The sequence below is a fragment of the Corallococcus sp. 4LFB genome (genome assembly GCF_046520365.1).
GTDB classification, from domain to species: domain Bacteria; phylum Myxococcota; class Myxococcia; order Myxococcales; family Myxococcaceae; genus Corallococcus; species Corallococcus caeni.
Window position 1 is genome coordinate 1 of the sequence record NZ_JBKGHJ010000054.1, and the last position, 26702, is coordinate 26702.

General features: G+C 69.4%; 21 protein-coding genes and 6 pseudogenes. 23 read left to right on the forward strand and 4 right to left on the reverse strand.

The window, feature by feature from the left end:
* Window positions 1-163 precede the first annotated feature (163 nt).
* From menH to ACLEQD_RS08770, 5 genes and pseudogenes are all read left to right on the forward strand, one after another.
* Entirely contained in the window at window positions 164-1015 is an 852-nt protein-coding gene (gene menH / locus ACLEQD_RS08750) for a 2-succinyl-6-hydroxy-2,4-cyclohexadiene-1-carboxylate synthase (protein ID WP_410383051.1), read from the forward strand.
* Window positions 1016-1077: 62 nt separating this feature from the next.
* Window positions 1078-1932 carry a 1,4-dihydroxy-2-naphthoate polyprenyltransferase gene (locus ACLEQD_RS08755; RefSeq protein WP_410383068.1) on the forward strand — a complete coding sequence of 285 codons (855 nt, stop codon included), beginning with the start codon at window positions 1078-1080 and terminating at the stop codon, window positions 1930-1932.
* Window positions 1933-1941: 9 nt separating this feature from the next.
* Window positions 1942-2706: pseudogene (locus ACLEQD_RS08760) on the forward strand (mandelate racemase/muconate lactonizing enzyme family protein); the annotation flags it as partial.
* A 432-nt stretch (window positions 2707-3138) separates the two neighbouring features.
* Window positions 3139-4602 (forward strand): o-succinylbenzoate--CoA ligase, encoded by a 1464-nt coding sequence (menE, locus tag ACLEQD_RS08765; RefSeq protein ID WP_410383069.1) that lies wholly within the window; start codon window positions 3139-3141, stop codon window positions 4600-4602.
* Between the two features lie 105 nt (window positions 4603-4707).
* Window positions 4708-6033 (forward strand): cytochrome P450, encoded by a 1326-nt coding sequence (locus tag ACLEQD_RS08770; RefSeq protein ID WP_410383052.1) that lies wholly within the window; start codon window positions 4708-4710, stop codon window positions 6031-6033.
* 69 nt (window positions 6034-6102) lie between these two features.
* Here ACLEQD_RS08770 and ACLEQD_RS08775 read toward each other — a convergent pair whose 3' ends face one another.
* Window positions 6103-6303, reverse strand: a complete 201-nt coding sequence (locus ACLEQD_RS08775) for a hypothetical protein (RefSeq protein WP_410383053.1) — start codon at window positions 6301-6303, stop codon at window positions 6103-6105.
* Window positions 6304-6410: 107 nt separating this feature from the next.
* Window positions 6411-7205 carry a hypothetical protein gene (locus tag ACLEQD_RS08780; RefSeq protein ID WP_410383054.1) on the reverse strand — a complete coding sequence of 265 codons (795 nt, stop codon included), beginning with the start codon at window positions 7203-7205 and terminating at the stop codon, window positions 6411-6413.
* A gap of 499 nt (window positions 7206-7704) precedes the next feature.
* Between ACLEQD_RS08780 and ACLEQD_RS08785 the strand changes: the two are divergent.
* Window positions 7705-8970: pseudogene (locus ACLEQD_RS08785) on the forward strand (FAD-dependent monooxygenase); the annotation flags it as partial.
* 64 nt (window positions 8971-9034) lie between these two features.
* Window positions 9035-9289 carry a hypothetical protein gene (locus ACLEQD_RS08790; protein ID WP_410383055.1) on the forward strand — a complete coding sequence of 85 codons (255 nt, stop codon included), beginning with the start codon at window positions 9035-9037 and terminating at the stop codon, window positions 9287-9289.
* A gap of 14 nt (window positions 9290-9303) precedes the next feature.
* On the opposite strand, the gene ACLEQD_RS08795 is transcribed toward ACLEQD_RS08790, so the two are convergent.
* Entirely contained in the window at window positions 9304-10047 is a 744-nt protein-coding gene (locus ACLEQD_RS08795; RefSeq protein ID WP_410383056.1) for a hypothetical protein, read from the reverse strand.
* A 9-nt stretch (window positions 10048-10056) separates the two neighbouring features.
* Window positions 10057-12204 carry a hypothetical protein gene (locus ACLEQD_RS08800; protein WP_410383057.1) on the reverse strand — a complete coding sequence of 716 codons (2148 nt, stop codon included), beginning with the start codon at window positions 12202-12204 and terminating at the stop codon, window positions 10057-10059.
* A 398-nt stretch (window positions 12205-12602) separates the two neighbouring features.
* Here ACLEQD_RS08800 and ACLEQD_RS08805 point away from each other — a divergent pair, with 398 nt between their 5' ends.
* The 16 genes and pseudogenes from ACLEQD_RS08805 to ACLEQD_RS08880 form a co-directional block, all read left to right on the forward strand.
* Window positions 12603-13154 carry a sensor histidine kinase gene (locus tag ACLEQD_RS08805; protein ID WP_410383058.1) on the forward strand — a complete coding sequence of 184 codons (552 nt, stop codon included), beginning with the start codon at window positions 12603-12605 and terminating at the stop codon, window positions 13152-13154.
* A 179-nt stretch (window positions 13155-13333) separates the two neighbouring features.
* Window positions 13334-14629, forward strand: coding sequence for an NADP-dependent isocitrate dehydrogenase (gene icd, locus ACLEQD_RS08810; protein WP_410383059.1), 1296 nt, complete (start codon window positions 13334-13336; stop codon window positions 14627-14629).
* Between the two features lie 29 nt (window positions 14630-14658).
* A pseudogene (mdh, locus tag ACLEQD_RS08815) lies at window positions 14659-15599 on the forward strand (malate dehydrogenase).
* A gap of 232 nt (window positions 15600-15831) precedes the next feature.
* A complete protein-coding gene (sdhA, locus tag ACLEQD_RS08820; protein ID WP_410383070.1) occupies window positions 15832-17709 on the forward strand; it encodes a succinate dehydrogenase flavoprotein subunit in 1878 nt (625 codons plus the stop codon).
* A gap of 88 nt (window positions 17710-17797) precedes the next feature.
* On the forward strand, window positions 17798-18604 hold the full coding sequence (gene sdhB, locus ACLEQD_RS08825; protein WP_410383060.1) for a succinate dehydrogenase iron-sulfur subunit: 807 nt from the start codon (window positions 17798-17800) through the stop codon (window positions 18602-18604).
* Between the two features lie 268 nt (window positions 18605-18872).
* Window positions 18873-20033 (forward strand): ADP-forming succinate--CoA ligase subunit beta, encoded by a 1161-nt coding sequence (gene sucC, locus ACLEQD_RS08830; protein ID WP_410383061.1) that lies wholly within the window; start codon window positions 18873-18875, stop codon window positions 20031-20033.
* 32 nt (window positions 20034-20065) lie between these two features.
* Window positions 20066-20968, forward strand: a complete 903-nt coding sequence (sucD, locus tag ACLEQD_RS08835) for a succinate--CoA ligase subunit alpha (protein ID WP_410383062.1) — start codon at window positions 20066-20068, stop codon at window positions 20966-20968.
* Between the two features lie 41 nt (window positions 20969-21009).
* Window positions 21010-21435 (forward strand): nucleoside-diphosphate kinase, encoded by a 426-nt coding sequence (ndk, locus tag ACLEQD_RS08840; RefSeq protein WP_410383063.1) that lies wholly within the window; start codon window positions 21010-21012, stop codon window positions 21433-21435.
* Between the two features lie 162 nt (window positions 21436-21597).
* On the forward strand, window positions 21598-22413 hold the full coding sequence (locus ACLEQD_RS08845) for a siderophore-interacting protein (protein ID WP_410383064.1): 816 nt from the start codon (window positions 21598-21600) through the stop codon (window positions 22411-22413).
* 88 nt (window positions 22414-22501) lie between these two features.
* Window positions 22502-23632 (forward strand): 23S rRNA (adenine(2503)-C(2))-methyltransferase RlmN, encoded by a 1131-nt coding sequence (gene rlmN / locus ACLEQD_RS08850; RefSeq protein WP_410383065.1) that lies wholly within the window; start codon window positions 22502-22504, stop codon window positions 23630-23632.
* A 102-nt stretch (window positions 23633-23734) separates the two neighbouring features.
* Window positions 23735-23995, forward strand: a complete 261-nt coding sequence (rpsP, locus tag ACLEQD_RS08855; RefSeq protein ID WP_014397299.1) for a 30S ribosomal protein S16 — start codon at window positions 23735-23737, stop codon at window positions 23993-23995.
* A 23-nt stretch (window positions 23996-24018) separates the two neighbouring features.
* Window positions 24019-24302, forward strand: a pseudogene (locus tag ACLEQD_RS08860) (KH domain-containing protein).
* The gene (gene rimM / locus ACLEQD_RS08865; RefSeq protein WP_410383066.1) at window positions 24299-24865 is read left to right on the forward strand and encodes a ribosome maturation factor RimM; all 567 of its coding nucleotides are present in this window, start codon (window positions 24299-24301) and stop codon (window positions 24863-24865) included. The pseudogene ACLEQD_RS08860 and the gene rimM overlap by 4 nt, the downstream one beginning before the upstream one ends.
* Before the next feature lie 35 nt (window positions 24866-24900).
* Window positions 24901-25597 (forward strand): annotated as a pseudogene (gene trmD, locus ACLEQD_RS08870) (tRNA (guanosine(37)-N1)-methyltransferase TrmD).
* A 119-nt stretch (window positions 25598-25716) separates the two neighbouring features.
* Entirely contained in the window at window positions 25717-26127 is a 411-nt protein-coding gene (rplS, locus tag ACLEQD_RS08875; protein ID WP_410383067.1) for a 50S ribosomal protein L19, read from the forward strand.
* Between the two features lie 101 nt (window positions 26128-26228).
* Window positions 26229-26702: pseudogene (locus ACLEQD_RS08880) on the forward strand (chromosome segregation protein SMC); the annotation flags it as partial.

Consider the following 26702-nt stretch of genomic DNA (forward strand, 5'->3'; position numbering starts at 1 on the left):
CCCGCTTCCAGCGCCCCACGACGCCCGCGGCCCTGCGCGCGGCGGTGCACACCGGGCTGGAAGGCGGCCTCCACCTGGTGGAGGTCCAGGTGGACCGGGCCACCAACGTGGATGCACACCGACACCTCTTCACGCGGATGGCCACCGCACTGGGAGAAGGACCATGGGCGTGACGCTCGCTTATGACACCTGGGGCGAAGGCCCCCATACGCTCCTGGCGCTGCACGGCTTCACCGGCAGCGGCGCTTCGTTCGGACACCTGCGTCCGCTGCTCGGCCGCTCCGTGCGCGTCGTGGCGGTGGACCTGCCCGGCCACGGCCGCACGCCGCTGCCGGAGAAGACGGGACGCGACGGCTTCCTCGAGACGGTGGACGCCATCGTCCAGCTGGCGCGCGGGCTGGGCGGCCACGTGGATCTGCTCGGCTATTCGCAGGGCGCCAGGCTCGCGCTGGGCGCGGCGGTCCAGGCGCCGGAGTGCTTCGGCCGGCTGATCATGGAGAGCGGCTCGCCCGGCCTGCACCGCCGCCAGGAGCGCTCCGAGCGGCGCGAGGCGGACGCGAAGCTCGTGGACTTCATCCGCGCGAAGGGCGTGGACGCCTTCGTGGAGCGGTGGGAGGCGCTGCCCCTCTTCGACGGCCTGCGCCGCCTGCCGGAGCCGGAGCAGGCCGCGCTGCGCGAGCGCCGCAAGGCGTGCACGGCGCAGGGGCTCGCCGGGGCGCTGGAGACGCTGGGCCTGGGCGTGCAGCCGGACTACTGGCCGTCGCTGCACCGGCAGCGGCTGCCCACGCTGCTGCTCACCGGCGACCAGGACGTGAAGTTCACGACCCTGGCGCGGCGCATGGCGGCGGAGCTGCCGGTGGTGTGGCGCCACGCCTTCGCCGGGGTCACGCACGCCCCGCACCTGGAGGCGCCGGAGGAGTACGTGCGCGAAGTGCTCTCGTTCCTCCAGACGCCCTGGTACGAAGCGCCGCAGTTCGAACCCGCCATCCTGGCGCGAGAGGCCGTCCACCCGTGAGCACCCTGGCTTCCAATCCCTCCGATGCGGCTCCTCCCCGGCCCACGCTGAAGACGTGGCTGATGGCCGTGCGTCCGAAGACGCTGACGGCGGGCGCGGTGCCGGTGCTGGTGGCCACGGCGCTCGCGTACGGCGACGGCGTGGGGCGCGTGCTGCCCGCGCTCGCGGCGCTGCTGGGCGCGGTGCTGATCCAGATTGGCACCAACTTCATCAACGACTACTACGACTTCAAGAAGGGCGCGGACACCGAGGAGCGCCTGGGGCCCAGGCGTGTGACGCAGAGCGGGCTCATCGCGCCGGGCGCGGTGCTGATGGGGGGCCTCGGGTGCTTCGCGCTGGCGACGCTGGTGGGGCTGTACCTGGTCTCGGTGGGCGGGTGGCCCATCGTGGCCATCGGAGTGGCCTCGCTGCTGTGCGGCTACGCGTACACGGGCGGGCCGTTCCCGCTGGCCTACCTCGGTCTGGGCGACCTGTTCGTGCTCATCTTCTTTGGCATCGTCGCGGTGACGGGCACGTACTACGTGCAGGCCGGCGTCGTGAGCCCGGCGGCCTGGTGGGCGTCGGTGCCGGTGGGCGCCATCGGCACGTGTCTCATCGTGGTGAACAACCAGCGCGACGCGAGCACGGACGTGAAGGCCGGCAAGCGCACGATGGCGGTGCGCTTCGGTCAGGGCTTCGGCCGCGCGGAGTACGTGCTGCTGCTCGTGGCGTCCTACGTCACGCCGTTCGTGCTGTTCGCCCGGGGCTACGCGAGCGCCTGGGCCTTCCTGCCGCTGCTGAGCCTGCCGCTGGTGGTGCCGCCGCTGAAGCTGATGCTGAAGGCCGAGGGCGCGGCGCTCAACCCCGCGCTGGGCGGGACGGCGAAGCTGCAGATGGTGTTCGGGCTGCTGTTCGCGGTCGGGCTGTACCTGCGCTGAAGGGGCGGCATGCGCATCACCGACGCGACGCTCACTCCGCTGCACCTCACGCTGGCCCACCCGCTGAAGACGGCGAGGGGCACCTACGCCACGCGCGACGGGTTCCTCATCCGGCTGCGGGACGAGGACGGCCGCGTGGGGCAGGGCGAGGCGATGCCCCTGCCGGAGTTCGGCACGGAGCCGCTGACGCTGACGCACACGGTGCTGCGCGCGTGGCTGAGCTCCCTCAAGGGCCAGTCGCTGGAGGACAGCATCGAGGGCATCGAAGCCACGCTCGTGCCGTCGGCCAGCGAGGAGCTGCGCCAGCGCGGTGCGCGGATCCGGCTCATCGACACCGGGGAGCCCGTCCCCGCCGCGCAGCACGGCCTGGAGCTGGCGCTGCTGGATCTGCTGGCCCAGCGCAAGGGCGTGCCCCTGTGCTGGCTCCTGGCGGAGGAGGCGCGGCAGGAGGTCCTGGTCAACGCGCTGCTGGGCGCGGAGGAGCCGGCGGCGCTGGCCCGGCAGGCGCAAGAGGCCGTGGAGGAGGGCTTCCAGACGCTGAAGGTGAAGGTCGCGGGCCGCTCGCTGGACGAGGATGAAGCCCGGGTGCGCGCCGTGCGCGAGGCCGTGGGCCCCCGCGTGCGCCTGCGCCTGGACGCGAACGGCGGCTGGTCCGAACCCGAGGCCAACCGCGCCCTGGACCGGCTGGGCTGGTACGACCTGGAGCTGGTGGAGCAGCCCACGCCTCCGGAGGACCTGCAGGCGCTGTGGCGCGTGCAGCGCCGCGCGCCGTGTCTCATCGCCGCGGACGAGACGCTTGCGACGCCCGCGGCCGTGCGCACGCTGCTCACGATGGACCTGGGCGGCGGGCCCGCGGTGGGCGCGGTGGTGATCAAGCCATGGTGCTCGGGGGGGCTGGCTGCCCTCCATGGTGGTGGCGCTGCGAGCGGCCCACCTGGGCATGCACGCGTTCGTCACCAGCTCCATCGACGGCGTGGTGGCCCGCGCCGGCGCCGCGCACCTGGCCTCCGCGCTGCCGTCGGGAGAGCTGGCCTCCGGGCTCGCCGTGGGGCGGCTCTTCGTGGACGAACCGCGCGACCATCCCTATCAACCCCACGGGGGACTCGTGCGGCTGCGCGACGTGCCCGGGCTGGGACTGAACCCGGACCTCCTCTGGGACCGCTGAGCCATGCGCCGCGGCCGTCCCACTCACGGAGCTGCCAGGCCATGATCCACGACTGCCCCATCCGCGAGGGCGCGGGTCTGCATCCCAACGCGGAGGCGCTGCGCTTCGCGGATCAGACCTGGACCTTCCGCGCGCTGGACGAAGCGGTGACGCGCTGGACCGGAGCCCTGGCCGCGCGCGGAGTGGGGCAGGGCGACCGGGTGGCGCTGCTGTCGACGAGCCACCCGGCGGTGACCTTCCTCTTCTGGGCGCTGGGCCGGCTGGGCGCGGTGTTCGCGCCGCTCAACGCCCGCCTCACCCCGGCGGAGCTGCGGCCGCTGCTGGAGGCCGTCGAGCCCCGGCTCACGCTGGCGCTCGAAGCCCTGCGCGACCGGCTCCCCGGAGCGGAGTCCCTGGAGGCCTTCCCAGACGGCGTGACCCCGAGCTCCGTGCCCGCGCGCGCCTGGGACGCGGACACGCCCCGGGTCATCCTCTTCACCAGCGGGACCACGGGAAGGCCCAAGGGCGCCGTGCTCACGGAAGGGGCCTTCCGTGCCTCGTGCGAGGCCTCCGCCGCGAACCTGGGCGAGCACCCCGCGCCGCGCTGGCTGGGCACGCTGCCCCTGTTCCACGTCGGCGGCCTGGCCATGCTCACGCGCACCGCGTACGAGGGCGGCTGCCTCCTGCTGCACGAGCGCTTCGACGCGGACGCGGTCAACCGCGCCATCGACGCGGAGGGCGCTTCGCACGCCAGCTTCGTCGCCACCACGCTGGAGCGCGTGCTGGACGCGAGGCAGGACCGCCCGCTGCCCGACACCTTCCAGTGCGCGCTGATTGGCGGGGGGCCCGTCCCCACGGCGCTGCTCACGCGGGCCCGCGCCGCCGGGCTCCGCGCCCTGCAGACCTACGGCCTCACCGAGGCCTGCTCCCAGGTGACCACCGAACGCCCCGGCGAAGCGGATGGCCGCACCGCGGGGCCGCCCCTGCCGGGCCTGGAGGTCCGCGTCGTCGGGACGGACGGCGCGCCGCTCGGCGAAGGGCAGGAGGGCGACGTGGAGGTGCGCGGCCCCACGCTGATGTCCGGCTACTGGAACCAGCCCGACGCCACGCGCGACGCCTTCCACGACGGCTGGCTGCGGACTCGGGACGTGGGCGTGCTGGACGCGAAGGGACGCCTCACCCTCCTGTCGCGCCGCACGGACCTCATCGTGCGGGGAGGGGAGAACCTCTACCCGGCGGAGATCGAAGCCGTGCTCGCCAACCACCCCGCCATCCTGGAGTCCGCCGTCGTCGGCGTGCCGGAGCCCCACTGGGGCGAGGTCCCCGTCGCCTTCGTCGTCCTGCGCCCCGGCCACGAACTGCCCGGAGACCTGGACGCGTGGTGCCGCCAGTCGCTCGCGCGCTTCAAGGTGCCTCACCGCTTTGTCGCGATGGAGACATTGCCGCGCAACGCCATGAGCAAGGTGGAGCGCCCCGTCCTCCGGAAACACGCTCTGTCTCATCCCCCGTATCAGCCAGGGTCCTAACAACCCTGATTTCCGGATGGATGGGGTTCACAAGACTCGCTGAGAAGACCTGTCAGGTCGGGTTATAATATTACACCGTGGGGGGATCCTGAGAGGAAGCTCACGGTGAGTACCGCAGTGGAAGCAGTGAAGGTGGAAGGGCAGTCCGAAGCAATCCACGTCGACCCGCATGGCGGCAAGGCCCCAGCCGCCATGAAGTGCCCCCATCTGGGTGCCCAGTACAACCCGTTCGCGGGACCTCACGTCGAGGACCCGCATCCGTTCTACGCGGAGCTGAGACGGGACGCGCCCGTCAGCTACAACCCCATGCTGGGCATGTGGCTGGTGAGCCGCTACGACGACATCTGCCATGTGCTGAAGGACCCGTCGCGCTACTCGTCGGCGGACCTGGGCAACATGGGGTCGGTGCTCTCCCCGGAGACGCTCTCGGTGCTCGCCGAGGGCTATCCCCTGGCGGACAGCCTGATCAACTCGGATCCGCCCGCGCACACCCGGCTGCGCAAGCTGCTGGGAAGGGGCTTCTCCGCCCAGCGCATCGCCGCGCAGGAAGCCCCCATCCGCGCCGTCTCCGAGGAGCTCATCCACGCCTTCGCGCAGAAGGGGCACGCGGACCTGGTGACGCAGTTCGCGTACCCGCTGCCCGTGCGGGTCATCCTGGGCATGGCGGGCGTCCCCCAGGAGGACATGGCGGACATCAAGCGCTGGTGCGACGACTTCTTCCGGATGATCTTCACCCGCGTCCCCGCGGAGGAGCAGCCGCCGCTGGCGCGCAGCTGGGTCACCTTCCAGCACTACGTCGCCCGCCTCATCCGCGCCCGGACCGACGAGCCCCGGGACGACCTGGTCAGCTACCTGGTCACCACCGACGCGGACGGCGAGGCGCTCACGCTGCCGGAGCTGATCATCGCCATCGCCGGCAGCATGCTGGCGGCGGGCCATGAGACGACGACGGCGCTGCTCGCCCAGTGCTGGAAGCAGGCCCTGCTCCAGCCCGGCCTCTGGCAGCGGCTGCGCGAGGACCGCTCGCTGGTGCCGCACCTCATCGAGGAGACGCTGCGCTTCGACTCGGTGGCGCACGGGATGATCCGCACCACGATGGAGGACGTGGAGCTCGCGGGCGTCGCGCTGCCCAAGGGCTCGCGGCTGCTCCTGCTCTACGCGTCCGGAAGCCGTGACGCCTCGCTGCTGGCGGACGGGGAGCACTTCGACATCTCCCGGCACCACCCCACGCACCTGGGCTTTGGCCGGGGCATCCACTTCTGCATCGGAGCGCCGCTGGCCCGGCTGGAGGCGGTCATCGCCACCAACCTGCTGCTGGATCTGCTCCCGGACCTGCGGCTGGAGGAGAACCCGGACTTCGGCACGACGCAGTCGCTGACCATCCGCTCCATCCAGCACCTGCGAGTGGCCTGGACCCCCACCGGGGCCTGAAGCCACCCCCGGCGCGCCCGCCCCGCCCGTGGCGTTCCCACGGACGGGCCGGGTGCTTCGTTCAGCGTCTCAGCACTCCGACGCCGGGTGTCCCCAGGGGTTGGTGCGCGGATACTGGCGCAGCAGCGTGCACAGCCGGTGCGCGGCGACCATCGTCGCGGTCGGCCGCGGCGGCTCGGCGTGCATCGCCGTCTGGCCCAACCGGGCCGCCTGCAGTGCCAGCGCGTGCTGGACTTCGGGAGACCAGCGCTTGAATTCGAGCCATTCCATGAGCCTGCTCCTCCTTGAAGGAGCGGCCATTGAACCCCCTTCAAACCTGGAAATCACGACGCCCCGCGTTGACCGGGGGCGTCAGTGACCTCCTGCTGACAGCCCACTCAAGCCTGCGAGGCATTGGCGGGTCGGCCAATGAGCATCATCATTCCGAAGGGGTTTCCGGGGTTGGTGAGCCGCTCGATTTCCCACACGTAGTCGTCACCCAGGCCGTGGGTGAGCTCGCGCATCTCCTCCACGGAGTACGTGCGCAGACAGGACACCACGCCGTCGAAGGCCGCCGCGATGGGGATGAGCGGCATGAGGTAGGTGAGGGCGAGCCGGTCCGCGCGCACCGGGCGGATGAAGGGCGTCGTCAGGGGGACGTTGATCAGCGCCGCCGCCGTCATCGCGATGGCCGGCCCGCGCCGCTCCACCAGCTCCATGATGGCGATGCCCCGGCGCTGGGCCACGGCGTCCGCCAGCACCTTGCGCGCCATCTCCGGCGGCAGGTGGTGGAACGAGTTGCACATGATGCGGAAGCCCTTGAACGTCGCGGGCACCGCCGTCGCGTCCACCGGCGTCGTCACGTAGTCGATGCGCCCCGGGTTCGCCGCCTTCACCTTCTCGAACGCGGAGATCTCCGGGTACAGGTCCGTCAGGAGCGCCGTCGCCTTGTAGCCCTCCTGCGTCTCCAGCATCTCCAGCAGCTTCGGCACCGGCCCCGCGCTGCCCGACGCCATGTCCAGCAGCTGCGTCTCACCCATCGCCGCCATCGCGCCCTTGAGCCGCTTCACGAACTCCGAATAGCGGTCGTCCGACAGGCTCCACACGTACGCCAGGAAGTCCGTCACCCCCCGGCGAAGCACCTTCGGGAACCAGGGCTGATCCTCTAATTCAAAAAGTTGCAGTCTGGGCATAATCGCTGGGCGCTCCAAGGGGCTCAGGGGGGAGGTGATTCCGGCACTGTCGCCCAGTCCGGAGCGACGTACAAGGGGCGCCCTCCAGGGCTATCCGCGTACATCCGCGGACCCCGGAGTCCCAACAACCCCCACAATTCCTGCCGTCAACGCAAAACTTTGAAGCGTTGCAGGAAATCACTGTCCGAAAGGCAGACAGCGGACCCTGAGTGCTGATCAGCCCTGCAAGGTTTCCGGAGGGGTGCGTTTCATTATCAGGCGGTCGGGATGGGGCGGACCGGGTGTTTCTGACTCGGGGCCCGGGCAACCCGGAATGCGCTGAAACAGCGCATTGGGTGTGGGGTTGCCAGAATTTATAGGTATTATTACTTACGACCGAGGGGGGCTTCGGTCGTCCGGTCGCACGGTTCAAAACGGATCAGCTCGCACACAACGGGAGGGAGTAATGGCTCCGGAATCTGTTGATGTGATCGTCGTCGGAAGCGGCCCGGTGGGTGCCATGGCGGCGAACCTGCTGGGGCAATACGGCCTGCGCACCGTGGTCATCGAGAAGGAGACCACCGCGCACACCCAGTCCCGCGCCATCAACGCGGACGACGAAGCGCAGCGCATCTTCCAGGCCGCGGGTCTCACGGGCGAGCTGGGGCCGGGCTTCCACCCGTGCCTGAAGATGACCTACGTGGACGACGAGATGCGGATGCTCGCCGAGGTGGACTTCACCAAGGTGGAGCGCCCCAACGGCCACCCCATCGGCTCGCTGTTCAACCAGCCCCGCATGGAGGCCGCGCTGCACCGCGGCCTGGAGCGCTTCGCGCACGTCACCCTGTGGCGCGGCCACGAAGTCGAGTCCTTCATGCAGGACGACGAGGGCGTGTCGGTGCGCGTGAAGGACAACGTCACTGGCCGCACCATGACGGTGCGCGCGCGCTACCTCCTGGCGTGCGACGGCGCCAAGAGCGGCATCCGCCGCCGGCTGGGCCTGAAGCTGGAGGGCACCACGGCGCTGGAGCACGCGCTGGCCATCTCCGTGGAGACGCCGTCGTCCGCGCCGGACTTCACCTACTACCCCTGCGGCCCGGAGCGCGTGGGCATCGTGACGCGCACCGCGCACGACGAGATGCGCTTCGACACGGTGGTGAAGCCGGGGCAGGACCTGGAGTCCGTGAAGAGCCCCGAGTACGTGCGGAGCGTCATCGCGCCCTTCATTGATCCGGACACCGTGAAGGTGAAGAGCGTCAACCTCTACGCCTACCACAGCCGCATGGCGGAGAAGTGGCGGGTGGGCCGGGTGTTCCTGCTCGGGGACGCGGCGCACCTGATGCCGCCCTTCCTGGGCCAGGGCCTGTGCTCCGGCCTGCGCGACGCCGCGAACCTCACCTGGAAGCTGGCGCACGTGCTGGGCGGCGCGGCGGACGCGTCGCTGCTGGACACCTACGAGGTGGAGCGCCGGCCGCACGCCGCGGAGATGATGCGCCTGTCGGACTCGCTGGGCTCCATGCTGGCGTCGGGCGGCCCGTTCGTGGCCCGCGCGCGCAACGCCTTCATCAAGCTGCTGTACCACATGCCCGTCACCGGCCCCTTCATCCGCGAGTACAAGATGAAGCCGAACCTCTTCCACGCGGAAGGGTTCCTCTTCGGCGGCAAGCGCGGCAAGTCCAAGCAGGCGGCGGAGGGGGCCTACTTCCCGCAGCCGCGCGTGGAGCACGGCGAGGAAGGGGAGCGCCCGCTGGATGACGTCATCGGCCACCGCTTCGCGGTGCTGACGCGGCCGGGTGCGCCCGCGGAGGTCCAGCAGGCCGCCAGGCGCTGGCGGAGGACATCGGCGGCGTGTGGCTGTCCGTCGCGCCGGCGGCGCGCACCGGCGCGGCCGCTCCGGCGAGGTGGTGGATCTGGAGGGCAGGCTGGGCGAGTGGTTCGCCCAGCACGCCGCGGACCTGGTCGTCCTGCGCCCGGACCGCTACGTCTACGCGGCCACGAACCGCGCGGGCGTCACGCAGGTCCACGCCTCGCTGAAGCAGGCCGTGCGCCCGCTGACCCGCTGGGGCAGCCGCGGGTCACGCCGGGCGGCGCAGCTCGGCGCCTGAGCACCGCTCGAGCATCAGGCGGCGGCGGACTGGAGCAGCTGCTTCGCCTTCGCCATGCAGTCGCCGTAGAAGCGCAGGTAGATGTCCAGCGCGCGCGCCCCCGTCTTGCCGATGGTGGCCGCGTGCTCGGGCTTCTGGCCCAGCAGCTTGTTGAGCATGACCTCGTTGAGCGCCGTGTGGCCCACGTCCAGCTCCACGTGCTCCTTGATGAACGACAGCGAGTTCATCACGTCCGGGCCCAGCACGCGCTTGCACTGCTCGATGAGCCGGGGCGCGAACACCACCGACAGGTTTTCAATCTCGTACTCGATGGCGACCTGGCCGCCCGGCATGGGGCCCGCGATGGTCTCCTCGTGGATCTGCCGGTACTCCTGCATGGCCTGGGTGGGGGCCTGCGCCAGCAGGGCCTCCGCGTCCAGCTTGGGGAAGCGGCGCGCGTTCCAGCCGGCCACCAGGTTCTTCGTGTCCTCCACCATCATCAGGTGGTGGCCGGCCTCGTGCTTGGCGTGGGTGATGAGCTTCTCGCCCACGTCCACCATGCCCGCCTTCACACAGGCCTCACCGGCGCGGCGGATCCACCCGTCCACGGGCTCCGTCATGTAGACGCCCAGGGCGCACAGCTGGATGAGGAAGGCCTCCAGCAGGGCGGGCTCCACGTTCGGATCCAGCAGCGTCGTCACGTGGGGGCCGGTCGCCAGCAGGTGACGGACGTCGGTGACGTGGGGGAGGTACTGCTCTTCGACGAGGGGCTTGTTCATGGGGGGTCCTCAACGGGAGTGGGCACCACGGCGCCCGATGGTGAGTTCGCTGATGTGCTCGAGGAAGTCCGGGACGAGCTTGGAGGAGATGATCCACAGGTAGGGGTCCGGCCCGTCGTGCAGGCCGCACTCCTGCACGTAGTCGCCACCCTCGTCCTCGCGCAGGTAGAGGAAGGAGGGGCGGTTGCGCGCGGCGTACCAGCGGCGGGCCGCGTCCAGCAGGGCGGAGTACGCGCGCGTTCCGTCCCCCAGCAGGGAGAACAGGCGCGTGTTGTCCAGCAGGCGGAAGAGGTTCGCGCCCAGCTGGCCCAGCTCCAGCACCGCGGCGGCGCAGGGCACGCCGTCGCGCCGGGCGACCAGCACGGTGCGCTCGCGCTCCATGCCGAAGCTCTTCCACTTCGCCGTGACGGGCCCCATGTCCAGCCGGTCGCGGGTGAGGTCCAGCGACTGCACGTAGCACTCGGGGAACTGCTGGGCGACGGTCGCGGCCAGCAGGCTCAGCTCGCTCGCGGTGGCGGGGCCCACGCTGTAGGGGTGCACGCGGCCGGTCAGCTCGTGGCTGAAGGCCTTCATCTTCTGGATCTTCCGCGTGAAGGCCAGGCTCGAACCCGCCTCCATCTGACGCTGCGCGTACTTCACGTGCGCCTTGTTGATCCACGGGTTGAGGGCCTCCACGTAGGCCACCACCCAGTGGAAGTCCGGGTCGCTCTGCGGGTGCTCGAAGGTGCGCAGGTAGAGGTCGCGCATGATGGCGCCCGCCTCCTGCACTCCCGGCGGCGGCTTGCCGGGCCGCTTCGCCACCTGGTGGCCCAGCCACGCGTGGCGGTACGGCTTGGTGAAGGACAGCGTCGCTTCAATGCCGCGCTCGGACGGCCACACCGCGTTGCAGAACAGCTGCGGCACCTCCGCGGCGCGCTTCGCGAGCGACGCGAAGTTCTGCTTCAGCTCCTCGAACTCCGCCGGGGTGCTGCCGCCCAGGCTGAAGAAGCCGGAGCGGTTGAAGAGGTCCCACAGCTCATCCACCAGGCCCTCGCTGGTGCGCGTGGCCGGGGACAGGGTCTGGGACACGAAGCGCACCCAGCGCGCCTCGTCGGAGGAGTAGGGCAGCACGCTCAGGCCGCACAGCACCGTGCCGTCCTGGCGCACGCTGCTGACGTAGCGGATCTCCCCGCGAACGCTCACGCGCTGGCCGTCGCCCAGCTCCAGCTCGATGAGCGGCGGCAGGAGGCCGGGGAAGAGCAGGTCCTGCGGCTGGCAGCGCATGCACAGGCCGGAGAAGGACAGGTCCAGCACCTCGCGGCGCAGCAGCCCCTGCTCCCGCCAGAGCGGGTGGTGGAACCGGGCGTGCACGCCCTCGGGGGCGGGGACGCGGCGGTGCCAGCGGTGACGGATGCGGAACAGCTGCGCGGGCAGGGTGGTGAAGAGGCGGTCGCCCTCGCTGCGGCCCGCTTCCGCGCGCAGGCGGTAGGCGGAGTTGTAGCCGATGACGTCGATGTCGTACGACGGCTCGCCGAAGTCCGGGGTGGCATCCTCCGTGCGCCACTCGAGCTGACCGGTGGCGGCGTGGAAGCGCTCCAGCACCATGCGCACCACCCGGCCCTGGCGGCGCAGCACGCCCTTGTTCCCGGCGGCGCAGATGGCGGTGAAGATGGAGCGGATCCGCTCCGGGTCCGCGATGGTGTCCTGCACGGGCAGCGCGGAGGCCGCCGGCACCGCCACGCCCTGGCGCAGCGCGTCCGCCAGGAAGCCCAGAATCTGCCGGCCCTGCTCCAGCGTCACGCCCACCAGCTGCAGCCCCACCGGCGCGTTCGGGACGTCCATGTCCGTACGGATGAAGGCGCCATTGAGCGGTCCAATCGTGGCGCCGTTGCACGCCAGGTACACGGGGAAGGTGCGCGACTCGGTCGTGTCCACCAGCGGCTGCCGGGGGGCCACCCACACCACCGTCGGGGACAGCCGCGTCACGTCACCCAGCACCGCGTCCGGCCGGCCCACCGCGCAGGTGATGGCCGCGGGGCCGGTGCCGTGCAGCGAATAGCCCGAGTCATCCAGGGCGGCTTCAGCGGGAGGAAGGGGAATCACGTTGCGCAGCGCGTCGCCACTGCCGAATTCGATCGCATGCCTGAACTTCGAGGACGCCGGGATCCCTCCATCCATCGTCAGGACTCCCCTCTTGCGGGCAGCGGTACCATTGGTGGTCGGCGATGTTGCGAGCACAACACTTCCTCCCTGATTCACTGGAGACGCTGGCGGCTCTGGATTCTGGGTCCACATCATGGAGATCTCGGCCGTAACAGTCAAATCGAATTTATATGCCGGTGCTGTTTTTCCGTCTCTGGCCCTGACTCACCCTGGGTCGCAATTGACCGGACGTATACGGGTTTTCCGAGGAGCGATACGGACCCAGCGTGCGCGTCTTTATCAGCAAAGTGGCGCCGGGCTGTAACGCTCCTCTCCAGGAAAGAAGGGGGAGACCCGGCGCCGTCAGGCAATGGACCCTGTCAGGGGTGGCCGTTATGGTCGGCGCTTCCGGGCTGGGGGAGAGGGAGCCACGAATGAGCGCAGCGCTGGATGTGAAGGGTTCGCCGGGGGACGCGGAAGCGCCGTTCGGCAGTCAGGGGCTGGAGCCCGTGGACATCCCGGACGTCTTCCAGGTGGACGTGGCGGTGTCCGTGCGCGACGCGCTGGAGCTGCTCGGCGCGACGCGGCGGCTGCACGGCGTGGAGGTGTCGCTGGAGCTCCCCGAGGACCCGGTCATCGCCCGGGTCAGTCGGCGCCGTCTGGAGCAGGTCCTGCTGCTGCTCGTCGCCCACGCGGCGGACGCGGCGCCGCCGGCGGCCCAGGCCGTGCGGGTGGTGGTGGAGCCGCCGGACGACTTTGGCGACGTGGGGCCGCGCTTCCAGGTGGTGATGCCGGGCGTGAGCCTCTCCGAGCGGGAGACGCGCTCGGTGGTGCTGTCGCCCCTGCGCGTGGGGAACACCCAGCGGCGCCTGGCCCGGGCGCGGGAGCTGGTGGACGCCATGGGCGGTGAGCTTGCGCTGGAGCACCTGGAGGAGGGGACGGCGGTGAGCGTCCAGCTGCCGGCGCCGGGGCTCGCGAGCTTCTAGCCCGCTCCAGAATCCGGAAAAACGATCCTGCTTCCGGACCATTGGCTGCGATAAGCGCGGCACGCCCCGGGTGCGACGAACCCAGGGGGACGTGCGGCCAAACTCCTTGACGACCGGTGGCGGGTTCCCGACTATCCGCCGCCTCTCAAGACCCCGGTCTCAATCAGGAGTTTGCGTTCATGGCGCCTCCCTCTGGCGAGAAGATCACCCTGCAGAACGGCAAGCTGACCGTGCCGTCCAACCCGATCATCCCCTACATCGAGGGCGACGGCACCGGCCGCGACATCTGGAAGGCCTCGCAGGCCGTGTTCGACGCGGCGGTGGAGAAGGCCTACGGCGGCAAGAAGAAGATCTCCTGGTACGAGGTGCTCGCCGGCGAGAAGTCCTTCAAGCAGGTGAACAACTGGCTGCCGGACGAGACGGTCGCCGCGTTCCGCGAGTACCTCGTGGGCATCAAGGGCCCGCTGACGACGCCGGTGGGCGGTGGCATCCGCTCGCTGAACGTGGCGCTGCGCCAGATGCTGGACCTGTACGTCTGCCTGCGGCCCGTGCGCTACTTCAAGGGCGTGCCCAGCCCGGTGAAGCAGCCGGACAAGGTGGACATGGTCATCTTCCGTGAGAACACGGAGGACATCTACGCGGGCATCGAGTTCGAGGCCGGCACCGCGCAGGCGGAGAAGTTCCTGGGCTGGCTGAAGCAGGAGTTCCCCAAGGAGGCGGGCAAGATCCGCTTCCCCGCGAACGTGGGCATCGGCATCAAGCCCGTGTCCCAGGAAGGCACGGAGCGCCTGGTGCGCGCCGCCATCCAGTACGCGGTGGACCTCAAGCGCAAGAGCGTCACGCTGGTCCACAAGGGCAACATCATGAAGTTCACCGAGGGCGCGTTCCGCAAGTGGGGCTACGACCTCGCGGCGCGTGAGTTCGGTGACAAGGTCTACACCTGGGACCAGTGGGAGGCCACCAAGGCCGCCAAGGGCGAGGACGCCGCCAACGCGGAGCAGAAGGCCGCGGTGTCCGCCGGGAAGATCATCGTCAAGGACTCCATCGCGGACATCACCCTGCAGCAGGTGCTGACCCGTCCGGACGAGTTCGACGTCATCGCCACGCTGAACCTCAACGGCGACTACCTGTCGGACGCGCTCGCGGCGCAGGTGGGCGGCATCGGCATCGCGCCGGGCGGCAACATCAACTACGTCTCCGGCCACGCCGTCTTCGAGGCCACCCACGGCACCGCGCCGAAGTACGCGGACCTGGACAAGGTGAACCCGGGCTCCGTCATCCTCTCCGGTGAGATGATGCTGCGCCACATGGGCTGGCACGAGGCCGCGGACCTGATCATCAAGGGCATGGACAAGGCCATCGCGGCGCGCACCGTGACGTACGACTTCGCGCGCCTGATGAAGCTGGAGACGAAGGAGTCCGTGACCGAGGTGAAGTGCTCCGAGTTCGGTCAGGCCATCATCAAGCACATGTAGTCCCCACCCCAAAGCAGGAGGGCGAAACCATGGCTCACAAGAAGAAGAAGATCGGCCTCATTGGCGGCGGTCAGATCGGCGGCAACCTGGCGCTGCTGGCGGTCCAGAAGAACCTCGGCGACGTGGTGCTCTACGACATCCCGGCGGCCGAGGGCCTAGTCAAGGGCAAGGCGCTGGACATCAACCAGCTCTCCGCGGTGGACGGCTACGACTGCCGCGTCACCGGCTCCACGGACTGGAAGGACGTCGCGGGCTCGGACGTGATCATCATCACGGCGGCGTGCCCCGGAAGCCCGGCATGTCCCGCGAGGACCTGCTCGAGGTCAACCTGAAGATCATGAAGGACGTGGCGGGCAACATCAAGCAGCACGCCCCGGACGCCTTCGTCATCAACGTGGCCAACCCGCTGGACGCGATGGTGTTCGCGCTCCACAAGATCGCCGGCCTGAAGGACAACATGGTCGTGGGCATGGCGGGCGTGCTGGACACCAGCCGCTTCAAGTGCTTCGTGGCCGAGGCCCTGGGCTGCTCCATCCGTGACGTGGAGGCGCTCGTGCTCGGCGGCCACGGCGACGACATGGTCCCGCTGGTGCGCCACAGCACCGTGGGCGGCGTGCCGCTCACCCAGCTCATCGCCAAGGACAAGCTGGACGCCATCATCGACCGCACCCGCAAGGGCGGCGCGGAGCTGGTGGGCCTGTACAAGACGGGCAGCGCCTACTTCGCCCCGGCCTCCTCCTCCATCGCCATGGCGGAGAGCTTCCTCTTCGACCGCAAGCGCGTGCTGCCGGCCGCGGCCCTGCTCAAGGGCCAGTACGGCATCAAGGACTTCTTCTTCGGCGTCCCCGCGCAGATCGGCGCGAATGGCGTGGAGAAGATCATCGAGGTGGAGCTGAACGACGCGGAGAAGGCGGAGATGAACAAGTCCTTCGCGTCCGTGAAGGGCACCGTGGAGCTGGTCAAGCTGTAGTCCCGGTCCGTCGGTCGGGCCCGCCGGAATCCTGCTGGCGGGCCCCGCCTGATGCTGTGAATGATCCGGGCTTATCGTCCGGCGCACCGTCGTTGCGGCGGCATTTTTCCAAGTTAACTAGCGTGTTGGACTCGCACTGGATCACGGGAGCGGGGAACGTGCCGCGAAGCAGGACTTCAGCGGCCCCCCGTGAAGGCACCCCCCCGGGCGTCCAGTGGTCAAGGAGACGATGATGGCGGCAGCAGCGCGATTCACGGTGGTGGGCGGCGGTCTGGCCGGGCTGATGACGACGATCAAGCTGGCGGAGGCGGGTCACCAGGTGGACGTGCTCTCGCTCGTCCCGGTCAAACGCTCCCACTCGGTCTGTGCCCAGGGCGGCATCAACGGCGCGGTGAACACGAAGGGTGAGGGCGACCACCCGGACATCCACGTGAAGGACACGCTGCGCGGCGGCGACTTCCTCGCGGAGCAGGTGTCCGTGAAGGGCATGTGCTACGCGGCGCCCGGCATCATCTACCTGCTGGACCGCATGGGCGTGACGTTCAACCGCACGCCGGAAGGCCTGCTGGACTTCCGGCGCTTCGGCGGCACCCTGCACAACCGCACCGCGTTCGCGGGCGCCACCACCGGCCAGCAGCTGCTCTACGCGCTGGACGAGCAGGTCCGCCGCTACGAGGCGGAGGGCAAGGTCACCAAGTACGAGTACTGGGAGTGGCTGGGCACGGTGAAGGACGAGTCCGGCCGCTGCATCGGCAGCGTGGCCATGGACCTGCGCACCATGGAGATCCGCACCTTCCCGGCGGAGGCGGTGTGCCTGGCGACGGGCGGCCCCGGCATCGTCTTCGGGCGCTCCACCAACTCCATCATCAACACCGGCACCGCCGCGGGCCGCGCGTACATGGAAGGCGCGCTGTACGCCAACGGCGAGTTCATCCAGGTGCACCCCACCTCCATCCCGGGCGAGGACAAGCTGCGCCTGATGAGCGAGTCCGTGCGCGGCGAGGGCGGCCGCGTCTGGGTGCCCAAGAAGAAGGGCGACACGCGCAACCCCCGGGAGATCCCGGAGAGCGAGCGCTGGTACTTCCTGGAGGAGAAGTACCCCAAGTACAAGAACCTGGTGCCGCGCGACGTGGCGACGCGCGAGATCTTCATGGTCTGCCGCGACCTGGGCATGGGTCTGGGCGGGCGCGACGGCGTGTACCTGGACGTGACGCACATCCCGGCCAAGACGCTCGACGCGAAGATCAAGGGCGTGATGGAGATCTACGAGAAGTTCGTCGGAGATGATCCGCGCCACACGCCCATGGTCATCTTCCCGGGCATGCACTACTCGATGGGCGGCCTGCACGTCTCCTTCGAGGCGGACTCGCGCACCCAGACGCCGCTGGACGGCAGCCCGGTGAACCAGAGCACGCGCATCCCGGGCCTGTACGCGGCCGGCGAGGCGGACTACGCCTTCCACGGCGCGAACCGCCTGGGCGCCAACTCGCTGCTGTCCTGCATCTACTCCGGAATGATCGGCGGCCCGGCGATGGCGTCCTTCGCCAAGAGCCAGACGACCAGCGCCGCGGCGATGCCGGAGAAGTACTTCGCGGACGCGAAGAAGTACTGGCAGGACCGCTTCGCCACCATCAAGCAGATGAACGGCGCGGAGAACCCGTACCAGCTCGCCAAGGAGCTGGGCGAGGTGATGACGGAGAACTGCACCGTGGTGCGCTACAACGACCGCCTGAAGAAGACGGTGGAGCGCATCCGCGACCTGAAGGACCGCTGGACCCGCGTCAACGTGCTGGACACGGGCGTCGTCGCCAACCGCGCGCTCTCCTACACCAACCAGGTTTGGAACATGCTGGAGCTGGGCGAAGTCATCGCCACCAGCGCGCTCTTGCGCGACGAGAGCCGCGGCGCCCACTACAAGCCGGACTTCTCCCTGCCGGAGCCCAAGTCGAAGGACCCGCGCGAGGATCCGCAGTGGATGGAGCTGTGGCGCAAGCGTCACGAGAAGTGGGCGAAGACGACCATCGCCACGTACGCCTCCCAGGGCCCGCAGATCTCCTACCAGGACCTGCCCACGCCGGTGCTGGACCCCGAGCCCCGCTGGTACGCGTAAGGCGTTCGTTGCTTTTTCGGGCCCGCGCGCTTCCACGGCGCGGGTTTCCGCCACCTGATTTGGCAGTGAAGGGAAGGGCAGCCGCACCATGGACACCGCACAGGCCAGCGCCGTCAGCTCGAAGACCGTCACCTTCCGCATCTGGCGGCAGGATGATCCGAACAAGCCGGGGCACTTCGACGAGTTCAAGGTCCCCTATACGAAGGGCGCCAACGTCATCTCCTGCCTGATGGAGATCCAGCGCAACCCCGTCACCGTGGAGGGCAAGAAGGTGGCCCCCGTGGTGTGGGACGCCGCGTGCCTCGAGGAGGTGTGTGGCAGCTGCGCCATGAACATCAACGGCCGGGTGCGCATGGCGTGCTCCGCGCTGGTGGACAAGCTCCAGCAGCCCATCACCCTGGAGCCGATGAAGAAGTTCCCGGTGGTGCGCGACCTCACCGTGGACCGCGACCGCATGTTCCAGTCGCTCAAGCGCGTGAAGGGGTGGATCCCCGTCGACGGCACGTACAACCTGGGCCCCGGCCCGCGCCAGTCGCAGAAGGACCAGTCCGTGATGTACGTGCTGTCCACGTGCATCTCCTGCGGCAGCTGCCTGGAGGCGTGCCCCCAGGTGACGCAGGACAACGACTTCATCGGCGCGGCGCCCATCAGCCAGGCCCGCCTGTTCAACATGCACCCCACGGGCAAGCTGAACGCGGAGGAGCGCACGCGCGCCCTCATGGGCCCCGGTGGCATCCAGGACTGCGGCAAGGCGCAGAACTGCGTGAAGGTCTGCCCGAAGGAGATCCCCCTCACCACCTCCATCGCGGTGATGAACCGCGAGGTGAGCAAGCTGATGATCAAGGACATCTTCTTCAAGGAAGAGGAGCAGAAGGCGTCCAGCGGTCCGGGGTAGTCCTCCCCGCCCGCCGTCCTGGCGTCCTCGCGGCCCCGTGCCAGCGTCCCCTGTCGGTGGGGCGCCGGGCGGGGCCGTGCCCGTTTGGGTGAAGGCCGCCTCATTCGCCCGGACACCGGGTGTTATCCCCGGGGCCAGGGCCTGTGTCCCGTCGAGACGCTGGGGGCCAAACGGCCTTGCCATCCGTCGTTTTCTGCGCAATGAGGGCCCGCGTTGACGCCCCGTGTAGGGGCTGTCCTCGTCTCCCCTCGTCCCACCCGGAGATTCGATGAAGATCCACGAGTACCAGGGCAAGGAACTCTTCCGGAAGTATGGCGTGCCCACGCCGCGCGGCATCCTCGCGCTCTCTCCCGATGAGGCCGAGGCCGCGGCGAAGGAACTCGCCACGCCCGTCGTCGTCGTGAAGTCGCAGATCCACGCGGGCGGCCGCGGCAAGGGCGGCGGCGTGAAGCTGGCCAAGAGCCCCGCGGAGGCCAAGGAGCTGACCCGGCAGATGCTGGGCATGATGCTCAAGACCATCCAGACCGGCCCGGAAGGGCAGAAGGTCCACAAGGTCTACATCGAGGAAGGCCTCGACATCGGTCAGGAGCTGTACCTGGGCGTGACGCTCGACCGCGCCACCAGCCGCATCACCTTCATGGCGTCCACCGAGGGCGGCGTGGAGATTGAGGAAGTGGCGGAGAAGCACCCGGAGAAGATCCTCCGCGCCTCCGTGGACCCCACGGTGGGCTTCGCGGACTTCCAGGGCCGCGAGCTGGCCTTCGGCCTGGGCCTGACGGGCCCCACGGTGAACAAGTTCGTCCAGTTCTGCTCCGCGCTCTACAAGATGTACGTGGAGACGGACGCGTCCCTCGTGGAGATCAACCCGCTGGTCATCCGCAAGAGCGGCGGCGTGGTGGCGCTCGACGCGAAGGTGACCTTCGACGAGAACGCGCTCTACCGGCACAAGGAGCTGCTGGAGTACCGCGACCTGGCGGAGGAGGAGCCCCGCGAGACGCAGGCCAAGGAGTACGACCTGGCCTACATCGCGCTGGACGGCAACATCGGCTGCATGGTGAACGGCGCGGGCCTGGCCATGGCCACCATGGACACCATCAAGCTGGTGGGCGGCGCTCCGGCCAACTTCCTGGACGTGGGCGGCGGCGCGAGCAAGGAGAAGGTGACGGCGGCCTTCAAGCTCATCCTCGCGGATCCGCAGGTCAAGGCGGTGCTCGTCAACATCTTCGGCGGCATCATGAAGTGTGACGTCATCGCGGAAGGCATCATCGCGGCGGCGAAGGAAGTGCAGCTGAAGATCCCGCTCATCGTGCGCCTGGAAGGCACCAACGTGGAGCAGGGCAAGGAACTGCTCCGCAACTCGGGGCTCGCCATCACCCCCGCGGACAACCTGCGCCAGGCGGCCGAGAAGGCCGTGGCGGCCATCAAGTAGGGCCTTCGCCCCCTCTTTCCTGAAAGAACGCCATGAGCATCCTCGTCAACGAGAACACGAAGGTCCTCGTCCAGGGCATCACCGGCTCGGCGGGCTCGTTCCACGCCAAGCAGATGCTGGAGTACGGAACGAAGATTGTGGGCGGTGTCACGCCGGGCAAGGGCGGCACCACCTTCGAGGGCAAGGTTCCCGTGTTCAACACGGTCGCCGACGCGGTGAAGCAGGCGGGCGCGAACACGTCCGTCATCTTCGTGCCGCCGCCCTTCGCCGCGGACTCCATCATGGAGGCCGCGGACGCGGGCATCTCCCTCATCATCACCATCACCGAGGGCATCCCGGTCAACGACATGGTGCGCGCCAAGCGCTACCTGCAGGGCAAGCCGGGCGTGCGCCTCATCGGCCCGAACTGCCCGGGCGTCATCACCCCCGGCGCCAAGTGCAAGATCGGCATCATGCCGGGCCACATCCACAAGCCGGGCCGCATCGGCGTGGTGTCCCGCTCCGGTACGCTGACCTACGAGGCCGTGCACCAGCTCACGCAGCTGGGCCTGGGCCAGTCCACCGCGGTGGGCATTGGCGGCGACCCCGTCAACGGCACCAACTTCGTGGACGTGCTGAAGCTCTTCCAGGCCGACCCGGAGACGGACGCCGTCATCATGATCGGTGAGATCGGCGGCAGCGCGGAGGAGGAGGGCGCCGAGTACGTCGCGCGCGAGTTCACCAAGCCCATCGCCGGCTTCATCGCCGGTCAGTCCGCGCCCCCGGGCAAGCGCATGGGCCACGCGGGCGCCATCATCTCCGGCGGCAAGGGCACGGCCACGGAGAAGATCAAGGCGATGGAGGCCGCGGGCATCCTGATGGCCGCGAGCCCCGCCGAGCTGGGCACCACGCTGCAGGAGGCCGTCAAGCGCGGCCCCCCGAAGAAGAACCGCTAAGCATTCATCCCCGCGAATACACACACACGAGGAGCCAAACCATGGCCATCGAGCGTACGCTGTCGATCATCAAGCCGGACGGTGTGAAGAACAACCACGTCGGCGAGATCATCTCCCGGTTCGAGAAGAAGGGCCTGAAGCCCGTCGCCATCCGCATGCAGCAGCTGTCTCAGGCGGAGGCCGAGGGCTTCTACGCCGTCCACAAGGCCCGTCCGTTCTTCAAGGACCTGGTGTCCTTCATGATCTCCGGCCCGGTGGTCCTGATGGTGCTGGAGGGTGAGAACGCCGTCCTCGCCAACCGCGACCTGATGGGCGCCACGGACCCGAAGAAGGCCGACAAGGGCACCATCCGCGCGGACTTCGCCCAGAGCATCGACGCGAACACGGTCCACGGCTCGGACAGCCTGGAGAACGCGAAGAACGAGGTCGCGTACTTCTTCCGCGAGACGGAAATCCAGAAGGCCTGAAGCAGCCCCAGGTCGTGACAGCGGCCCGGTGTCCACGCCCCACGCGGCGCGGACCCGGGCCGTCGTCTTTTCACGCGAGCCCGAGCGCCTGCCGTATCCGGTTGCCCTCCCGGACGGTCCTTGCTACCGATAATGAAAATCACAATCGGCAAGGAAGCACGCATGAGCGGCGATTCGGAGCGCGTGGCCCGTCGGGGGCCGTTCCCGGTGAAGTTGCGGTTGCTGGAGGTCCTGCGCGTGACGCGGCTGTCGCCGCACATGGTGCGCGTGACGCTGGGCGGCCCGGAGCTGGAGGGCTTCTCGTCCCCTGGCGCGGATGATCACGTGAAGTGCTTCTTCGCGGAGCCTGGGGTGAAGAGGCCGAACATGCCGGTGGTGGGGGCCCACGGCCTGGCCATGCCGGAGGGGCTCGCGAAGCCCGCGTCCCGCGACTACACGCCGCGCCGCTTCGACCCGAAGGCGAACGAGCTGGACATCGACTTCGTGCTGCACGGCGAGGGCCCCGCGTCGATGTGGGCCGCGCAGGCGAAGCCCGGCGACTTCATGGGCATCGGCGGTCCGCGCAGCACGCACGACGTGGCGGACGACTTCGACTGGTACCTGCTCGCGGGGGACCAGAGCGCGCTGCCGGCCATTGCCCGCCGCCTGGAGGAGCTGCCGGCGGGCAGGCGCGCGTTCGCCTTCATCGAGGTCGCGGACGCGGCGGAGGAGCAGCCCATCGTCAGCAAGGCGGACGTGACGCTCACCTGGCTGCACCGGGGCGGCGCGGAGGCCGGCACGACGAGGCACCTGGAGGACGCGCTGCGCGCCTGGACGCCTCCGGCCGGGGACGGCTTCGTGTTCGTGGCCGGCGAGTCCACGTCGCTCAAGCCCATCCGGGAACACCTGGTGAACGAGCGCGGTCTGAACAAGAGCTGGATGCGGGTGACGGGTTACTGGAAGCGCGGCGTCGCCGAGCACCACGACTCGAAGGGGTAGGCAGGGGAGGGGACGGGCTCTCCTTTGACTTGCCGTGCCTTCTTGTGGGAAGCACGCCCCATTTCCCTTCGTTAGCCCCGACTGAACGATGTCAGAGCCTACCGCCACAGCCCTCCCAGTCACCGAGCCCCTGCCGGTGCCGGCCCCCGCGAAGCTGACCGACGTGGCCAGCCTGTCGCGCGAGAAGCTCGCGCTGTTCCTGAGCGAGCAGCTGGGCGAGCGCCCGTTCCGCGCGGCGCAGCTCTACCGCTGGCTGCACCAGCGCGGCGCCACGTCCTTCGACGAGATGACGGACCTGTCCAAGGCCCTGCGCGAGAAGCTCAAGGTCCAGGCGGAGATCGTCCCGCTGGTGAAGGACCTGGAGCAGCGCAGCGTCGACGGCACCATCAAGTACCGCTTCAAGACGCGCGACGGGCGCTTCATCGAGTCCGTCTACATGCCGGCGGAGGACCGCAAGACGCTCTGCGTGTCCACCCAGGTGGGCTGCGCGATGGCCTGCTCGTTCTGCATGACGGGCACGCTGGGCCTCAAGCGCAACCTCACCCCCGGGGAGATCGTCGCCCAGGTGCACGCGGTGAACCGCGAGGTGCGCCGCAACGAAGGTCTGGAGACGCTCCGCCCGCTCACGAACCTGGTGTTCATGGGCATGGGCGAGCCGCTCCACAATTTCGAGAACCTCAAGACGGCGCTCTCCATCCTCCAGTCGGAGGAGGGGCCCAACTTCAGCCACCGGCACATCACCGTCTCCACCGTGGGCCTGGTGCCCATGATCGAGCGCTTCGGCCAGGAGACGGACGTCAAGCTGGCCATCTCGCTCAACGCGAGCACGGACGAGCAGCGCAGCCAGACCATGCCGGTGAACCGCAAGTGGAACATCGCGGCGCTCCTGGACGCCTGCCGCAAGTTCCCGCTGCGCCAGGGCCGGCGCATCACCTTCGAGTACGTGCTGCTCAAGGGCTTCAACGACACCGACGAGGACGCGCACCGGCTGAGAGAGCTCTTGCGCGACATCCCCGCGAAGGTGAACCTGATTCCCTACAACGAGAACCCCGGCCTGGGGTTCCAGACGACGGGCGAGCAGCGGGCCGAGGAGTTCCGGGCCATCCTTGCCGAGGCGCACGTCGCGGCATACATCCGCAAGAACCGGGGCCGGGACATCGCCGGGGCCTGTGGTCAGCTCGCCAACCGGGACGAGACGGCCGCGGAAGCCCCGACGTGACATAAGCACCCGAGCTTCCTTGACAATCCAGTCGGCAGGGCGCTAAGAGCGCCCCCCTCCGCCTGTTACCGTAGAAGTCACACGTTTTCGCTGGAGCGTTCCATGGCCGTTGTCCTCCGTCTTGCCCGCGCGGGCGCCAAGAAGATGCCGTACTACCACGTGGTTGCCACCGACTCGCGCAGCCCGCGCGATGGCAAGTTCCTGGAGCAGGTCGGTTCCTACGACCCCAACCACAGCCCCGCGAAGGTGCAGTTCAACGAGGAGCGGCTGAACTACTGGCTGAAGAGCGGCGCGCTGCCCTCCGAGACGGTCGCGGACCTCATCAAGACGGCGAAGAAGCAGGCCCCGGCGACCACCGCCTGAGCACGCCCCCGTCTGGACAAGACGTGGAGCCGCTGCTCACGTATCTGGCGAAGGCCCTGGTTGATCAACCGACCAGGTCGCCCTGCGCATCTCCGAGGCGGATGGCGGCCGGCTCTATGAGCTGAGGGTCGCCCCCGAGGACGTCGGCAAGGTCATCGGCCGTGATGGGCGCACCGTGAACGCCCTCCGGACGCTGCTCAACGCCGCCGCCCAGAAACAGGGCCAGAAGGTCCGCCTGGAGATTCTCGACGACCGGCGTGCCCCGGGCTCTCCCCCGGTGCCGCCCGCTCCGGACGCCGCGCGGTGAGCGCGCTGGCCTGTCTGGAGCTGGGCTACGTGGCCCGTGCGCACGGGCTGCGCGGCGAGGTGGCGGTCCGTGCGTTCGACCCCGCCTCGGAGACGCTCGGCACCGTCGAGCGCGTCCGGCTGCGCCTGCGCTCCGGCGAGGAGCGCGAGTACGCCGTGGAGTCCTTCCGCCCGGCGAACAAGGAAGACCTCCTGTACTTCGAGGGCGTGGAGTCCCGTACGGCCGCCGAGGCGCTGGTGGGCGCGAAGGTGTTCGTCTACCGCGAGGACCTGGAGCCGCCTGAAGAGGGCGAGTTCTTCCAGGGCGACCTCGTGGGCCTGGCCGCCGTGGACGAGCAGGGCGCCTCCCTGGGCACGGTGGAAGAGGTCTGGGCCACCGGTGAAGTGCCCAACCTGGTGATCCGCGCCAAGGGCCGGCCGGAGCTGGTGGTGCCCTTCGCGGATGAGTTCGTGCCGACGGTGGACGTGCCCGCGGGCCGCATCGTCATCCGGCCTCCGGAGTACCTGGAGGCGGACGGGCCGCAAGGCCCTGCTGGAGGCCCTGGCGACGGAGACGGCGGGTGAGCTACCCCGTGGAGCTCCTCACGCTGTTCCCCGGGATGGTGTCCGGCTACCTGGGCGCGAGCATCCTCGGGAAGGCCCAGGAGAAGGGGCTCATCTGCGTCACGCTCACCGACGTGCGCGACTTCGCCGAGGGCAAGCACCGCGTCACCGACGACGCGCCCTACGGCGGCGGCGCCGGCATGGTGATGAAGCCCGAGCCCCTGGTGGCCGCCATCGAGGCCGCGCGCGCCCGCCTGCCCGGCGCGAAGGCGCTGCTGATGAGCCCCGGGGCCCACGTTCACGCAGGCCACGGCGCGCGAGCTGGCGCGACACGAGGCCGGGCTGATCCTCGTCTGCGGCCGTTACGAAGGCGTGGACGAGCGGGTGATGCCCTTCCTGGACGGCGAGCTGTCCCTGGGCGACTTCGTCCTCACGGGCGGAGAGGTCGCCGCCATGGCGGTGGTGGACGCCGTGGCGCGGCTGGTGCCGGGCGTCCTGGGCAACGAGGCGTCCTCCGTGGCGGAGAGCTTCGAGGAGGGGCTGCTGGAGCACCCGCACTACACCCGCCCGCCCGTCTTCCGGGGCGCCGAGGTGCCGGCCGTGCTCCAGTCCGGCGATCACGCGCGCATCGCCCGCTGGCGCCGGTGGAAGGCCATCAAGCTCACACAGGAGCGGCGGCCGGACCTGTTCGCGCGGCTGGAGTTCAGCAAGGCGGATCAGAAACTGCTCGCCAGGGAAGAAGAAGCGTTGTAACCCTGCGTGTTCTCGCGGAACCTTTTGTTGCAGGCTTGTTCGTCCCGGCGCTCTCTGCTAGGACGGCCCGCTCTTTTCCACGCGTCCTACGCGTCAAGTTCCGCTTTCTGGAGTCCGTCATGCGCCGCAGCCTCATCGAGCACGTCGAAAACAAGTTCCTGCGCAAGGACATCACCGCGTTCCGCACGGGTGATTCCGTTCGCGTCCACTGGAAGGTCAAGGAAGGCGAGAAGGAGCGCGTGCAGGCCTTCGAGGGCGTGGTCATCCGCAAGACCAAGGGCACGAACCGCGCGACCTTCACCGTGCGCAAGATGTCCTTCGGCGTCGGCGTGGAGCGCATCTTCCCCATCCACAGCCCGCGCTACGAGAAGATCGAGGTCCTCACCCGCGGCGACGTGAACCGCAAGCGCCTGTTCTACCTCCGCGAGCTGAAGGGCAAGGCCTCGCGCGTGGACGTGCAGGTGGATCCTGAGAAGGCCGCCGCCAAGGCAGCCAAGGCCGCAGCAGCCGCCGCCGCCGCTCGGGGCTAGTAGGTCCGCAGAAACCCTCTCGCGGCCTTCGCGGCCGCGTGAGAGAAGGAGCGTCCTTCACTGGACGCTCCTTTTTTCGTTCGGGCTAGACTGCGCGCGCCATGCACTTCGTCGAGGTCGCCATCCAGAACGTCCGCGGGTTCTCTCCCGCCGGGCGCTTCCCGCTGAAGACCGGGTACCTCATCCTCAAGCCGCCCACGGCGGACGTGCTGCCGCTGGGGAACCTCGCGCTGTCGCTGCTGTTCGCGGACGGCCGGGGCGGGGACTCGAGCCTGGTGGGGTCGGCGGGGCGCTCGGGCAAGGCCGCGCTGACGTTCGTGGGCCAGGACGGGATGACGTACCGGGTGCTGCGCGAGCTGGGCGGCTCCGGCTCGCTGCACCGGCTCAACCCCGCCACGAGCCAGCCGGAGCTGGTGTCCACGGACACGTCGGAGATCAACCAGTACCTGCGCGGCCAGGCGGGCCTGCCTCCGCGCACCACCTTCGAACAGGTGTACTGCCTCCAACTGGTGATGCTGCCGTCGCGCCGGCCCCGCAAGAGCGCGCCCAAGGCGCCGCGGCCGCGGGCGCGAAGG

Excerpts from the sequence above, each read along its gene's own strand:
- sucD (WP_410383062.1), top strand. The coding sequence starts at position 20,066 with ATGAGCATCCTCGTCAACGAGAACACGAAGGTCCTCGTCCAGGGCATC.
- ndk (WP_410383063.1), top strand. The coding sequence starts at position 21,010 with ATGGCCATCGAGCGTACGCTGTCGATCATCAAGCCGGACGGTGTGAAG.
- ACLEQD_RS08780 (WP_410383054.1), bottom strand. The coding sequence starts at position 7,205 with ATGCCCAGACTGCAACTTTTTGAATTAGAGGATCAGCCCTGGTTCCCG.
- ACLEQD_RS08845 (WP_410383064.1), top strand. The coding sequence starts at position 21,598 with ATGAGCGGCGATTCGGAGCGCGTGGCCCGTCGGGGGCCGTTCCCGGTG.
- ACLEQD_RS08800 (WP_410383057.1), bottom strand. The coding sequence starts at position 12,204 with ATGGATGGAGGGATCCCGGCGTCCTCGAAGTTCAGGCATGCGATCGAA.
- ACLEQD_RS08795 (WP_410383056.1), bottom strand. The coding sequence starts at position 10,047 with ATGAACAAGCCCCTCGTCGAAGAGCAGTACCTCCCCCACGTCACCGAC.
- rpsP (WP_014397299.1), top strand. The coding sequence starts at position 23,735 with ATGGCCGTTGTCCTCCGTCTTGCCCGCGCGGGCGCCAAGAAGATGCCG.
- ACLEQD_RS08775 (WP_410383053.1), bottom strand. The coding sequence starts at position 6,303 with ATGGAATGGCTCGAATTCAAGCGCTGGTCTCCCGAAGTCCAGCACGCG.
- rlmN (WP_410383065.1), top strand. The coding sequence starts at position 22,502 with ATGTCAGAGCCTACCGCCACAGCCCTCCCAGTCACCGAGCCCCTGCCG.
- rplS (WP_410383067.1), top strand. The coding sequence starts at position 25,717 with ATGCGCCGCAGCCTCATCGAGCACGTCGAAAACAAGTTCCTGCGCAAG.
- sucC (WP_410383061.1), top strand. The coding sequence starts at position 18,873 with ATGAAGATCCACGAGTACCAGGGCAAGGAACTCTTCCGGAAGTATGGC.
- sdhB (WP_410383060.1), top strand. The coding sequence starts at position 17,798 with ATGGACACCGCACAGGCCAGCGCCGTCAGCTCGAAGACCGTCACCTTC.
- ACLEQD_RS08755 (WP_410383068.1), top strand. The coding sequence starts at position 1,078 with ATGGCCGTGCGTCCGAAGACGCTGACGGCGGGCGCGGTGCCGGTGCTG.
- menH (WP_410383051.1), top strand. The coding sequence starts at position 164 with ATGGGCGTGACGCTCGCTTATGACACCTGGGGCGAAGGCCCCCATACG.
- ACLEQD_RS08805 (WP_410383058.1), top strand. The coding sequence starts at position 12,603 with ATGAGCGCAGCGCTGGATGTGAAGGGTTCGCCGGGGGACGCGGAAGCG.
- icd (WP_410383059.1), top strand. The coding sequence starts at position 13,334 with ATGGCGCCTCCCTCTGGCGAGAAGATCACCCTGCAGAACGGCAAGCTG.
- sdhA (WP_410383070.1), top strand. The coding sequence starts at position 15,832 with ATGGCGGCAGCAGCGCGATTCACGGTGGTGGGCGGCGGTCTGGCCGGG.
- menE (WP_410383069.1), top strand. The coding sequence starts at position 3,139 with ATGATCCACGACTGCCCCATCCGCGAGGGCGCGGGTCTGCATCCCAAC.